The 12,422-nt window shown below is 54.7% G+C and carries 9 protein-coding genes; 6 read left to right on the top strand and 3 right to left on the bottom strand.

All coding sequences use genetic code 11. The annotated features are described in order from the left end of the window. The first annotated feature begins 328 nt into the window (after nucleotides 1-328). Nucleotides 329-1,015: a SapC family protein gene (locus tag CX650_RS02495; RefSeq protein WP_071475592.1), complete on the top strand. Its 687-nt coding sequence runs from the start codon at nucleotides 329-331 to the stop codon at nucleotides 1,013-1,015. A gap of 166 nt (nucleotides 1,016-1,181) precedes the next feature. On the opposite strand, the gene CX650_RS02500 is transcribed toward CX650_RS02495, so the two are convergent. Further along, nucleotides 1,182-2,537 carry an NCS2 family permease gene (locus CX650_RS02500; protein WP_039033661.1) on the bottom strand — a complete coding sequence of 452 codons (1,356 nt, stop codon included), beginning with the start codon at nucleotides 2,535-2,537 and terminating at the stop codon, nucleotides 1,182-1,184. Nucleotides 2,538-2,889: 352 nt separating this feature from the next. Between CX650_RS02500 and CX650_RS02505 the strand changes: the two genes are divergently transcribed. From CX650_RS02505 to torD, 4 genes are read left to right on the top strand one after another with little or no spacing between them, the layout of a single operon-like run. Next, nucleotides 2,890-3,042 (top strand): nitrate reductase, encoded by a 153-nt coding sequence (locus CX650_RS02505; protein WP_025009952.1) that lies wholly within the window; start codon nucleotides 2,890-2,892, stop codon nucleotides 3,040-3,042. An 18-nt stretch (nucleotides 3,043-3,060) separates the two neighbouring features. Then, nucleotides 3,061-4,239: a pentaheme c-type cytochrome TorC gene (gene torC / locus CX650_RS02510; RefSeq protein ID WP_044733940.1), complete on the top strand. Its 1,179-nt coding sequence runs from the start codon at nucleotides 3,061-3,063 to the stop codon at nucleotides 4,237-4,239. Between the two features lie 12 nt (nucleotides 4,240-4,251). Next, complete coding sequence (gene torA, locus CX650_RS02515; protein ID WP_101094934.1) at nucleotides 4,252-6,741, top strand: trimethylamine-N-oxide reductase TorA; 2,490 nt, start codon at nucleotides 4,252-4,254, stop codon at nucleotides 6,739-6,741. 31 nt (nucleotides 6,742-6,772) lie between these two features. Next, nucleotides 6,773-7,402, top strand: coding sequence for a molecular chaperone TorD (gene torD, locus CX650_RS02520; RefSeq protein WP_101094935.1), 630 nt, complete (start codon nucleotides 6,773-6,775; stop codon nucleotides 7,400-7,402). A gap of 230 nt (nucleotides 7,403-7,632) precedes the next feature. Here torD and torS read toward each other — a convergent pair whose 3' ends face one another. After that, nucleotides 7,633-10,503 (bottom strand): TMAO reductase system sensor histidine kinase/response regulator TorS, encoded by a 2,871-nt coding sequence (gene torS, locus CX650_RS02525; RefSeq protein ID WP_101094936.1) that lies wholly within the window; start codon nucleotides 10,501-10,503, stop codon nucleotides 7,633-7,635. Nucleotides 10,504-10,687: 184 nt separating this feature from the next. Between torS and torT the strand changes: the two genes are divergently transcribed. Then, on the top strand, nucleotides 10,688-11,713 hold the full coding sequence (torT, locus tag CX650_RS02530) for a TMAO reductase system periplasmic protein TorT (protein WP_101094953.1): 1,026 nt from the start codon (nucleotides 10,688-10,690) through the stop codon (nucleotides 11,711-11,713). Here the strand turns inward: torT and torR are convergent. Beyond that, on the bottom strand, nucleotides 11,703-12,413 hold the full coding sequence (gene torR / locus CX650_RS02535; RefSeq protein ID WP_025009949.1) for a two-component system response regulator TorR: 711 nt from the start codon (nucleotides 12,411-12,413) through the stop codon (nucleotides 11,703-11,705). The genes torT and torR overlap by 11 nt on opposite strands. Nucleotides 12,414-12,422 lie beyond the last annotated feature (9 nt).

The following is a 12,422-nucleotide window of genomic DNA, read 5'->3' on the forward strand; positions in this document are numbered from 1 at the left end:
AAGCAATGACAACGCTGTCATCGATAAACATACACAAGTACAAACCTTATTTCTACATTTTTTTGACAATTTTTATTTACCCAAGCCCCCTTGAAAACAGCGCTTGCGAACATATTTTTAACAATGACATCCAGTTTGCCCACTGTTAACATCCGCAGCATGCTTGGGGTCACAAGCCAATAAGTCTCAAGCTGAACTTTTTACTGGTTTGCGGTACTAATACAACCGAAGAAGCGGTTCTGGCCCGATATTTCAGTGACGATTTATTTTCCGGTGCGTCAGTTGATTGGCTGACGGAACCTCAGATAACAACAAGGATAAAAAGACAATGACAGCACAATACGTCCCGCTCAACAACGGCGCACACAAGGCTCTGAAAGTCACTCCAGGCATAGATTTCAGCGAATTTGAGCAGCACCATATGTTGCCCTTGCTGGTGCAGGAATTTTTGCCTGCCGCCACCAGTTTCCCGATCATTTTCGCCAAGAACAGCCAAAGTGGAGATTTCCAGCCGGTTGCCATCACCTCTCTGAAGCCTGAGAGCAACTGCTTTATCAAGGACAACACCTGGACCCGACGTTACCTGCCAATGCAGTGCCGGATGCAACCTTTTGCCGCCGGTGACTCCAGCCAGGAAAATGTACTTATCGGTATCGATGTCAACAGCAAGCATGTCAGCGAAGACAAGGGCGAAGCCCTGTTTACCGAAACCGGTGAGCAGACCGAATTCCTGAAAAACCGCATCGAATTTATCGGCAACCTGATTGAGTACCGTGAAATCACCAAGCAGTTCGTCAAGACCCTGACCAGCCATGAATTACTGCAACCCAAGACTCTGACAGTAACCAACAAACAGGGTGAAAAGAGCAATATAGATGGCCTCTATATCGTCGATGAGCAAAAGCTCAATGCCCTGAGCGATGAGGTTAAACTAGAATTTGCCAAGCGCGGCGTCTACTCACCGGTTTATGCTCACCTGTGCTCGCTGAATCAAATCGACTTGCTGCTGGATTAATCCACTCATCCCTATTCCGGGACAATAAAAACGGCGGCCAAAGCAGTAATGCTTGGCCGCCGCCTTATTGGATCACGGTTAGTTTGCCCTATAGGGAATTAAAAGCGCCAACGAGTTAAGCCTTGTTTGCCTTCCCTAAACCAAGCCTAAAGCTTGAACTTCAGGGTTAAATGGCCCAGCCGCCCATATAGAACACCACCAAGCCTATGGTGATAACCAACACACCGGGCTTGAGCTTACGCCACTCACCGCTGCAGATTCGGCCGATAACCAGGGTCGCAAACCCCAACATAATGCCTGTGACTATGTTGCAGGAGAGTATGATGAATACTGCGCAGGTCAGTCCCGCCATGGCGTCTACCTTGTCATCGAAGTCCAGCTTGGTGACATTGGACAACATCAGCAGTCCCACATACATGAGCGCTGGCGCCGTGGCGTAGGCAGGTACCAAATAAGACAGGGGTGCCAGGAAGATCATCAGCAGGAACAGTACCCCCACCACAGTGGCGGTCAGGCCTGTTTTTCCGCCTGCTGCAGTACCGGCGGCCGATTCAATGTATACAGCGGCAGGTGCGCCGCCCACCAGGCCGGCGAAGATAGAGCTGACAGAATCCGAGGTCAGCGCCTTACCGCCCCCTATGATGTTGTCATTCTTGTCCAGCAAATTGGCTTGTCCGGCCACGGCTCTTATGGTGCCTGTGGCATCGAAGATAGCTGTCATCACCAGCGCCAGCACTATCGGCAGCACCACAGGGTTAAGGGCGCCCATGATATCCAGTTGGCCAATCAAAGAGCCTTCAGCGCCCAAGTCGGGTATGGCAAACACGCCTTTGAACTCCACATTGGGGTCAAACAGCAAACCAAACACTGACAGGGCGATGATCACCAATAAAATGCCGCCTGGCACCCGGCGACGTTCGAGTCCGATAGTGGCAGCCAGCCCCACGACAGTGGCGATCACCGGCAGGCTGTGGATATCGCCGAGCTTGACCGGCAAACCGGTATCATTGGCCACAATCAGTTGCACACTGTTAGTGGCAATCAGCAGCAGAAACAGGCCGATACCTATCCCTGTACCATGGGCAATCCCCTTGGGCAGGTTAGCAAGCACCCACTGGCGAACGCCGGTAACGCTCACCAGGGTAAAGACGATACCCATAAGGAAAATCGCCCCCAGGGTGACAGGCAGGCTCATGCCCTGCCCCAACACCAGACTGAAGGCGGTAAACGCAGTCAGTGAGATGGCGCAGCCTATGGCCATCGGCAGATTGGCCCACAAACCCATCAGCAGTGAGCCGAAGGCGGCAATCAGACAGGTGGCAATAAACACGGAGCCGGGATCAAACCCGGCCTTTCCCAACATGGAGGGGACAACGATAACTGAGTAAACCATGGCAAGAAACGTGGTCAAACCGGCGATCACTTCCTGGCGGACAGTGCTGCCACGAGCGCTGATATTGAAGAAGCGTTCCAGCCATGACGATGTAGTAGGTACAGCGGTATTTGTCTTTGAAGACATCATAATTATTCTACCTTTTTGATCTCTTTATTCGGGTCAGATGACGCCGGCTACGGCAGGTGAGAGCCCCGCTGGGCGGGTGAGAGATCCACAACAAAACGTGACCTGCAGGTGGTGGGCACCAAGGAGTATCGTCAAACGATGTCCAACGCAGCCTTTGTTGGTCGCGGATAATACTGCAAATTGGCGCCCCCGGCTAAAAAGATTTCGGGATCTGTGGCTCATCCTGAATATGCAGTTGTTCATAACTTTTCATATTTTCTCAAATCCCATTCATTGGCAGCGCAATCGCCATTCACATCCTTTCCCTATAGTGGCCCCATCAAGCAAACCCTGCTGCGTTGGAGCAATCACTATGTCTGAGTCCACATCAAGCAAAAAACAGGAACTTATGGCCCACGGCCTGATTATTTTCATGCTGTTTCCGGCCCTGACCATCACAGGTATCAGCCTCTATGGCCTGATCATCTGGATCATGCTGGCCCTCGGCGGCGTCGCCAGTCACTGATACAAGAGGATTGAATAGATGAAACGGTTAATAGCAATCTGGCGTACTCTCAACCGCCCAACCAAGTACCTGAGCCTGGGCGCCATCAGCCTGTCGGCCTTTATCATGGGCATTGTTTTCTGGGGCGGCTTCAACACGGCGCTGGAAGCCACCAACACTGAGGCCTTCTGTATCAGTTGCCACTCGATGGAGAGCAATCCCTATCAAGAGCTGCAGCAAACTGTGCATTGGTCGAATCACTCCGGCGTGCGGGCAACCTGCCCAGACTGCCACGTGCCCCACGACTGGAGCCGCAAGATAGCCCGTAAGATGGAAGCCTCTCACGATGTCTGGGGCTGGCTGTTCCAAACAGTCAACACTCCGGAAAAATTTGAAGCCAAGCGTCTGGAAATGGCCAGCCGTGAATGGAAACGCTTTGCCCGTGACAACTCCCAGGCCTGTAAAAACTGCCATGACTACAAGTCAATGAAATGGGACGAGATGTCAGCCCTAGCGCAAAAACAGATGAAACAAGCGGCCGAGAAAGATCAGTCCTGTATCGATTGCCACAAGGGCATAGCTCACAAGCTGCCTGATATGGGCACGGCCAGAGCCCCGGAACTGATTGCCGAAGTGGGTTCGGGTGAGACTTCCCTGCAACAGGGCGGCAAATATTTCAGCGCCTTGACCAAGCCTCTGTATCTGGATGACAAGAGCGCGGAAGAAGCCGGTACTCTGAACGTGGCCACCGAAATCAAGGTGTTGGAGCTCAAGGGCAAGCGCGTCAAAATCGCCATCGATGGCTGGCGTAAAAAGATAGGTGCCGGCCGGGTGATCTACATGGACTTCGGTATCAATATCCTCTCGGCTCAATTGACCAAGGCCGCTGCCGAAACCGACGGGGTGATCAAGACCTTTGAAGAGAAAGAAGATCCCATGACTGGCCTCAAGTGGCAGCGTGTGGAAGCCGAGATCTGGACCGACAGCGATTATCTGCTGACCGAACTGGCACCACTCTGGGGCTATGCCCGCAGCACTTATGCCTCTAGCTGCAGTGTCTGTCACACCCAGCCCGATGAGCATCACTTTGATGCCAACACCTGGCCGGGCATGTTCCAGGGGATGTTGGCCTTCGTCAACATGGATCAGGACACCCAGGCACTGGTGCAGAAATACCTGCAACAACATTCTTCCACCTTCAGCAAAGAAGAGCACTAAGAGGTTGGCGTTATGAACAGAAGAGACTTTTTAAAAGGCCTGGCCTCCACTTCCGTTGTGGTTGCCGGAAGCAGTTCGGTACTCGCTCCCCTGTCGGCGCTGGCCAAGGGGATGGATGACGGTGACGCCTGGCTGACCACAGGCTCCCACTTCGGTGCATTTCGTATCAAGCGCCGCAACGGGGTTATTGCCGAAGTCAAACCACTGGAGTACGACAAGTATCCCACCGACATGATCCGCGGTATCCGTGGCCTGGTCTATAACCCATCACGGATCCGTTACCCCATGGTGCGGCTCGACTTCCTGCTCAAGGGACACAAGAGCAATACCCATGAACGCGGCGACTTCCGTTTCGTTCGTGTCACCTGGGACAAGGCCTTGACTCTGTTCAAGGAGTCGCTGGATATCATTCAAACCCAGTACGGTCCATCTGGCCTGCACGCCGGACAAACCGGTTGGCGTGCCACCGGACAGCTGCACTCAAGCACCAGCCATATGCAGCGCGCCATTGCCATGCACGGCAACTTCGTCAAGAAAGTAGGCGACTACTCCACCGGCGCCGGGCAAACGATTATGCCTTATGTGCTGGGCTCTACCGAAGTGTACGCTCAAGGCACCTCCTGGCCGCTGATCCTCGAGCACAGCGATACCATAGTGCTCTGGTCCAACGATCCATATAAAAACCTGCAGGTGGGCTGGAACGCCGAAACCCACGAGTCCTTCGCCTATCTGGCGCAGCTCAAGGAAAAGGTCAAAGCCGGTAAGATCCGGGTGATCAGCATAGATCCGGTCGAAACCAAGACCCAGGCCTATCTCGGTTGTGAGCAGCTGTATGTCAACCCACAAACAGACGTGGCCTTGATGTTGGGTATCGCCCATGAGATGTACACAGCCAAGCTGCATGATGCCAAATTTATCGAAGGCTATAGCCTGGGCTTTGAAGAGTTCCTGCCCTACCTCCTGGGTGACAAAGACGGCATCGCCAAGACTCCGGAATGGGCCGAAGCCATCTGTGGCGTCAAGGCTGAAGTCATCCGCGATCTGGCCCGTACCCTGACCAAGGGCCGCACCCAGATCATGATGGGCTGGTGCATTCAGCGTCAGCAACACGGTGAGCAGCCTTACTGGATGGCAGCAGTACTGGCCACCATGATAGGCCAGATAGGCCTGCCTGGCGGTGGTATCAGCTATGGTCACCACTACTCGGGTATCGGCGTACCTGCCACAGGTGCCGCCGCGCCGGGCGCCTTCCCGCGCAACCTGGACGAAGGCCAAAAGCCACTGTTCGACAACAAGGACTTCAAGGGCGCCAGCAGCACCATTCCGGTCGCCCGCTGGATAGATGCCATTCTGGAACCCGGCAAGACTATTGATGCCAACGGCAGCAAGGTCACCTATCCGGATATCCGCATGATGGTGTTCTCGGGCAACAACCCCTGGAACCACCATCAGGACAGAAACCGTATGAAGCAGGCGTTCCGCAAGCTGGAATGCGTGGTCTCCATAGATGTGAACTGGACCGCCACCTGCCGCTTCTCTGACATAGTCTTGCCCGCCTGTACCACCATGGAGCGCAACGATATTGATGTCTACGGTGCCTACGCCGGCCGCGGTATTCTGGCGATGCACAAGATGGTTGAACCTCTGTTTGAAAGTCTGTCTGACTTTGAGATATTCACCCGCTTTGCCAAAATACTCGGCAAAGAGAAGGAATACACCCGCGGGCTAACCGAAATGGAATGGCTGGAAAAACTCTACAACGAGTGTAAGGCCGCCAACCAGGGCAAGTTTGCCATGCCGGACTTCAACGAGTTCTGGAAGCAGGGTTATGTGCACTTCGGTGAAGGGCAAAACTGGGTCAGACACGCCGACTTCCGTGAGGATCCTGAGATCAACCCCCTGGGTACTCCTTCAGGCCTGATTGAAATCTTCAGCCGTAAGATTGCCCAGTTCGGTTATGATGACTGCCCAGGCCACCCAGTGTGGATGGAAAAATCCGAGCGCAGTCACGGTGGTCCAGGCAGCGATAAGTACCCGGTTTGGCTGCAGTCCTGCCACCCGGACAAGCGCCTGCACTCACAGATGTGTGAGTCCAAGGAATATCGGGAAACCTATACGGTGCAAGGGCGTGAGCCGGTTTACATCAACCCTGAAGATGCCAGGGCCCGCGGTATCAAAGACGGCGATCTGGTGCGGGTGTTCAACGACCGCGGTCAACTACTGGCCGGTGCCGTCGTCTCCGGCCGTTTCCCCAAAGGGGTAATCCGGATCCATGAAGGCGCCTGGTATGGCCCGGTCGGCAAAGATGGCAGCGTCGAAGGCGGCGCCGAAATCGGTGCCCTGTGCAGCTATGGTGACCCCAATACCCTGACTCAGGATATAGGTACCTCCAAGCTGGCGCAGGCTTGCTCGGCCTACACTTGCCAAGTGGAGTTTGAAAAATTCACCGGTAAGGCGCCCAAGGTATCCTCCTTCGATGGGCCGATTGAGATAAAAATCTAACCTAAGGTTCGCAGATAACTGAGGTAAGCCAATGGAACAGTTAAATCAAGGCAGAGCCATGCTGTACAACTTCCTCTCGGGCCTGTTCGCCCGCGAGTTGAACGCCGAGCGCCTGAATCAATTGACGGCGCCGCAGAGCAAGGACTTCTGGCAACAGCTGAGCAGCGATCCTGCCCTCAAGCAAGAAGCCAAGCTGATGGAGCAAAAACTGCAATCCATTGCCTGGATGCAGGACAGAGACAAGGCGCTGCTGGAGCTGGCGGCAGACTTCTGCGGGCTGTTTCTGGTGGGCAGTAAACAGAGTGCTTCGCCCTATGCCGGCCTCTATCTACAAGCGGATGACGATGTCACCCTGTTCGGTGAACAGCATCAACAGATGCTGACCTTTTTGCAGCGAAGTCAGCTGCAGCTGAGCGGTGACTTCCCCGAACCCGCCGACCATCTGGCGGTGATTCTGGCATATCAGGCACATCTGTGTCTGAACACCTCGGCCTCAACGCAGCAAGAATTTCTGCAAGAATGCCTGCTCAGTTGGCTGGAGCCATTTTGTCAGCGGGTGATCGAATGCGATCGCGGCGGTTTTTATGCCGCGCTCGCGCGCCTGACCCTGGCGTTTGTTCAAAGCGATGCCGAATGGCTGAAAGGCGCCGCAGCGCACTGAGCGAGGCGATTTAGACCGGTGCTGACTCAAGTGCTTGCCTGAATCAAACGTAACACAGCCCCCCCTAATCAAAGGATCAAAGGGTCAAAGGGTCAAAGGGTCAAAGGGTCAAAGGGTCAAAGGGTCAAAGGGCGCCAACTCGAGTATCGAGCGGCGCCCTTTCTATATCTTCAGCAGCCGTTAAATGCTGCGCTTCTTCTCTTTCGCTTAAACCCCAGGTAAAAAGCACCTTAGTCTGATTGCTGCTCAAGCCAGTTTTCGAGCGCCTGCAATGATGCCGCTACGCAATCTGTCAGCTCGGTAAGTTCCTCGTCGCTCAAAGGATTGCCAACCTTGATGGACTGTTCCAGTGCGGCGCAGCGCAAATGCAGCGCTTCAAGCCCCATGTTGCCACTGCTGCCCTTGAGTGCGTGCAGCTTGGCAGCAATGATATCCCGTTGCCCATCCTCCGCCTTTAAAGCTTGCAGCTGCGCGTCACAGCTATCCACAAACTGTTGCCGCATCTCCAGCAAAGTGGCCTTGCCGAGTACCTGCAAGTCCTGCTCAAGTTGCTCCAGCGCCAGCCATTGGGCGTTGTCCGTATTGCGGGATTTAAGGCCCGGCGCTTGGATATCCTCCTCCTTATGGCGCTCATCACTCAGATTCGAGCCGGAGACAACCCCTAGCCAATTGGCCAGAGCCTGCAATCCCAAGGGCTTACCCAGCACTGTATCAAAGCCCATGGCCTGATAATCAGCCATGTCCTGAGTCTGCAACTGGGCGGTAAAGGCGGCAATAGGCACCTTGGTGCCCAGCTGTTGCCTGAGCTCAGGCAACAGCTCGCTGCCGGAGCCGTCACTCAGCTGTAAATCCAGCATCACGGCATCAAAGGGGCCTGACGTGTTATCAAGCAACACACTTCGCGCCTCAGCCAAACTGACACACAAGAGTGATTCATGTCCAAGGTGCGCCAAAAAGCCCTGAGCCACCAGGGCGTTAACCCTGTTATCTTCCACCAGCAACACCCGCTTGGCGATTTCACTCTGCGGCAGGCGACTCGATTGTTGCTCCCCCTGCTCACAGGGCTGAAGCGGCACACTGAAACTGAAACGGCTGCCCTGCCCCGGCGTACTGATAACGTCTATGGCGGGCTCATCCTCGCTCTCACGGCCATTCATCAGTTGCACCAGGTCACGACTGATACTCAGCCCAAGCCCGGTACCCCTGGCACTGGCATGGGTCGCCTCTGTGGCATAGGGGGTAAACAGATGCGCCATGGCTTCGGGGCGGATGCCGATGCCGGTGTCAGTCACGCTGAAGCACAGGCGTGCACCTTCAATACTGACCTCCAGAGTCACACTGCCCTTGGTGGTAAACTTAATCGCATTGCCCAGAAGGTTAAATAATACCTGCCTGAGCTTGGGCCCATCAAGCCAGACCCATTCGGGCAATTCCGGCTTTAACAACCTGAGCTCAAGCCCGGCAAGATTAGCCCCGGCCAACATGATGGCGGTCACTTCGTTGAGCAGCGCCGGCAACTCCACAGCCCTTGGCTCATTGAGCAGCCTACCCTGCTCCAGACGTGAAAAATCGAGAATGTCATTGAGCACGGTTTGCAGTTGAGTGCCACTGTACTGGGACAACGCCAACATCTGCCGCGCCTTGGCGGGTAACTCCGCCTGCCCCAGCAAACTCAGGGTGCCGAGCAAGCCATTAAGCGGTGTACGTATTTCATGACTCATGGTTGCCAAAAACAACGACTTGGCCTGACTGGCTTCCTCCAACTGGGCATTGGTCTGGGCGAGCTCGCGGGTTCGCTCGGCGACCTTCAGCTCCAGCGCCAATTTATGCTCGGTCAACTCGGCGGCAGTGCGCTGCAGATCCTGCTGCAACTTTTGATTGTGGGCCGTTTTCTGTTTGAAGGCTTCCAGCGCCGAGGCCATAGCAGTAAGTTCATCATCACCGTAAGAGCGTATACTGACATTGGTATCGCCAAGACTCAGGCGACTGAGTGCCTGGGTGGCATCGCTCAAGCGCCGGGCGATGCCCTTATAGATAACCTGCCAACTGACAAACAGGATCAGCAGCAACATCAAAGCGCCCGTCCCCCAGAGCCCTGCGCTGGCCCAATTGAGCTGCCCCAGATAGTCGCGGCGGGCCAAATTCAGCTGTTGCTGTTGGCCTTCGAGGGCGGCATCCACGGTTTGCTCCATCGACTTGAGGTTATCAGAAATCACCAATTGCCTTTGTTCCAGTTGCTGCTGCAACTGCCATATCGCTTCGGCCAATTGTTGACCGGCAATGACCTGGTCAAGACGAGCAAATTCGGCCTCGAGCGCCTCGGCTCTACCTGGGTCCCGAACCAAATCGGCCACAGGAATACGCTTGAGCAATCCCGGGGACAGGGCATCATCGGTCAACGGCGCCTGGTTGATGGCGCCGACCAAGTCTTGCGGCGCATCGGCCGCGGCAAATATCTGCCCGAGCAAGGCTATCTTGTGGGTCAGTTTCAGGGCGCGGTTGAGCTGCTCGGCGCTGCTGAGATCCAGCTCTATAATGTCATCTACTGTCTCAGCGCCAGGGATCTGGCTCAGCTTGGCAATAATAACTGAATCCAGCACCGCCAGCTCGGAACGCAGCAGATTATCGGCCTGCTTGGAAGCCTGTACCAGTAAAAGTCCTTGCTGCTTCAGCGCTTGGGTACGCTCAAGTCGCTCGCCAGTCTGTTCGCCGAGTAAGGTCAGCTCGGCGATAATGGTGGCCGCCGCCTGTTTAAGGTTGGCCGAATCCGGCACCGCCAACTGCTCCAGGGTCGCTATCGCCGCCAACATGCGATTGCTTTCAAGAGACAGGCGGCGTCCCAAATATTGACGCTGCTTTTCATCTGCAACTGTGCCCAGGCGCTGGGCATTCTCCGCCAACGAGGTGGCCGACTGCGATAACTGCCGCGCGGCTTCTGATGCGGGCAAGGCCTTCTCATACAGAAAACTGTCGGCACCCCTGACCCAGTGCAGGCTCAAATTGCCCAGAGTCACCAGTAATAACAGCAACAGCGCCAGTAAACAGAACGCCAGCATCAGACGGCCGGTCAGGCTGCTCAGCCATGAAGATAAAGGTCTCACTTGTTATCCTTGTTGATACCGGTTCGCATAGGCATTGACTCACTCAAACATTCAGCAGGAATGCTATGGTAGAATACTTGCATCATATATCAGGGCCTTCCCCATGAGCCAATTTTCCGCCAAGTTTGAGGCTGTGTTGCCTGCAACTAAAAAACCGCTACAGCTGTGGTTATTGGCTCTGCTGATGTTTATCCCTGCCGCGCTGGCCAATGAAGCCTGGGAGCTGGAGCAACGCAGTCCTTTCAACGAAGCAATCCAGCAGGCCAGCCCTCTGACCCACACGCCGCTCACCAAGGCCAACAAACCTTGGAAACTGTGCGCGTTGGTGCCGCATCTGAAAGATGCTTACTGGATAGGGATTAATTATGGCTTAGCCAAACAGAGCCAAGTATTGGGGCTCGGGCTGGAACTCCATGAAGCCGGTGGCTATGGCAACACTCAAACCCAGTTGGCACAACTCAAATCCTGCCTCGATGGTGATGCCGATGCGATTTTGCTCGGCGCCGTCAGCCCACACCTGCTTGAGGGCCAGGCGCTTGAGCTGACCAAGCCGGTGTTGGCGCTGGTGAACCAGTTGGCAGACAGCCGAGTACAAACCCATATAGGAGTCAACTGGTATCAGATGGGTTATCTCACAGGTCAATTCCTCGCATCCAAACCATATCAACGTCTGGCGATGCTGGCGGGCCCCGAAGGCCGCGGTGGTACCGATCTGGTGGAAAAAGGCGTCGGACAAGCACTGCAAGACAGCACCGTAGAGATAGTGGCCGTGATGCATGCCGACAACAACCGCAATCTCTACCGGGATCAGCTCAATTTGTTGCTCAACCAAAATAAGCCGCCGCTGCCACAAGCCTTACTCGGCAGTGCTGTGGCGATTGAAGCCGCCATGGGCACTCTGAGACAGAGAAATATGACGGATAAAATGGCGCTGGTAAGCAGCTACTTGTCTCCGGATGTCATGCGAGGCCTCAAGCGCAACAAGGTCGCTTATGCCAATGATGACAGAGTGGTACTACAGGGGCGGCTGGCGGTCGATCTCGCCGTTAGGCTGTTGCAGGGGGAAAAGGCGTTTGGTGATATAGGCCCGGCAATTTTGCAATTGCGCCCGGATAACCTCAACAGCATGCAACTGGATGACAGTTTGGCACCGGCGGATTTCTACCCGGTATACAGAGTGGAAGCCAAGGGCTCAGAACTCAGTCGCTAACATCGGCGGCAAACAGATAACCTTCACCATGCACAGTGACAAACAGCTCTGGACTCAGCTTGCTGCGCAGACGCCGAATAATCACATCTATGGTACGGTCGTTAACATCCTGATCCCTGTGACTGGTTTGTTGCATCAAGCGCTCTCTCGATAGCACCTGCTGCGGGTGCAGGGCAAAGGCCACCAGCAGTTCAAACTCAGCCTTGGTCAACTTGATAGCCTGCCCATCCAAGCTCAAACGGCGGCTGTTGAGCTGCAAGTGATAGCCTTCGAAATAAAGATTGTCGTCCGAGCGCGACAGTTGTTCGGCCGTTTGTTGCTGCGCCTTCTTCACCAGAGAGATGCGCCAGAGCAGATTTTTGACCCTGACCCTGAGCTCACGAAACTCAAATGGCTTGGTGACATAATCATCGGCGCCCATTTCCAGGCCAACTATTTTATCTATCGCCTCATCCCGGCCGGTCACCAGAATAATGCCCACATCTGAGCGACTGCGCAGCTCACGGGTCAGCATCAAACCATCGTCACCAGGCATATTGATATCCAGCATCACCAGGTCCACATGCTGTTGTTGTAGTTGCTGCCACATCTGCTCACCGTCAGCGGCCTCCATCACCTGGTAACCATCTTTTTCAAAGTAGCCTTTTAAACGAGTCCTAATGATAGCCTCATCGTCCACTATCAATATGCGGTATGCCATGCTTGTATT

Origin of the sequence: Shewanella indica, from assembly GCF_002836975.1 — a bacterium.
Classification (GTDB): domain Bacteria; phylum Pseudomonadota; class Gammaproteobacteria; order Enterobacterales; family Shewanellaceae; genus Shewanella; species Shewanella indica.

What these genes read in the sequence shown, in the direction of transcription:
- CX650_RS02495 (WP_071475592.1), top strand. Translation starts at nt 329, where the DNA reads ATGACAGCACAATACGTCCCGCTCAACAACGGCGCACACAAGGCTCTG.
- torC (WP_044733940.1), top strand. Translation starts at nt 3,061, where the DNA reads ATGAAACGGTTAATAGCAATCTGGCGTACTCTCAACCGCCCAACCAAG.
- CX650_RS02500 (WP_039033661.1), bottom strand. Translation starts at nt 2,537, where the DNA reads ATGATGTCTTCAAAGACAAATACCGCTGTACCTACTACATCGTCATGG.
- torD (WP_101094935.1), top strand. Translation starts at nt 6,773, where the DNA reads ATGGAACAGTTAAATCAAGGCAGAGCCATGCTGTACAACTTCCTCTCG.
- torT (WP_101094953.1), top strand. Translation starts at nt 10,688, where the DNA reads ATGTTTATCCCTGCCGCGCTGGCCAATGAAGCCTGGGAGCTGGAGCAA.
- torR (WP_025009949.1), bottom strand. Translation starts at nt 12,413, where the DNA reads ATGGCATACCGCATATTGATAGTGGACGATGAGGCTATCATTAGGACT.
- CX650_RS02505 (WP_025009952.1), top strand. Translation starts at nt 2,890, where the DNA reads ATGTCTGAGTCCACATCAAGCAAAAAACAGGAACTTATGGCCCACGGC.
- torA (WP_101094934.1), top strand. Translation starts at nt 4,252, where the DNA reads ATGAACAGAAGAGACTTTTTAAAAGGCCTGGCCTCCACTTCCGTTGTG.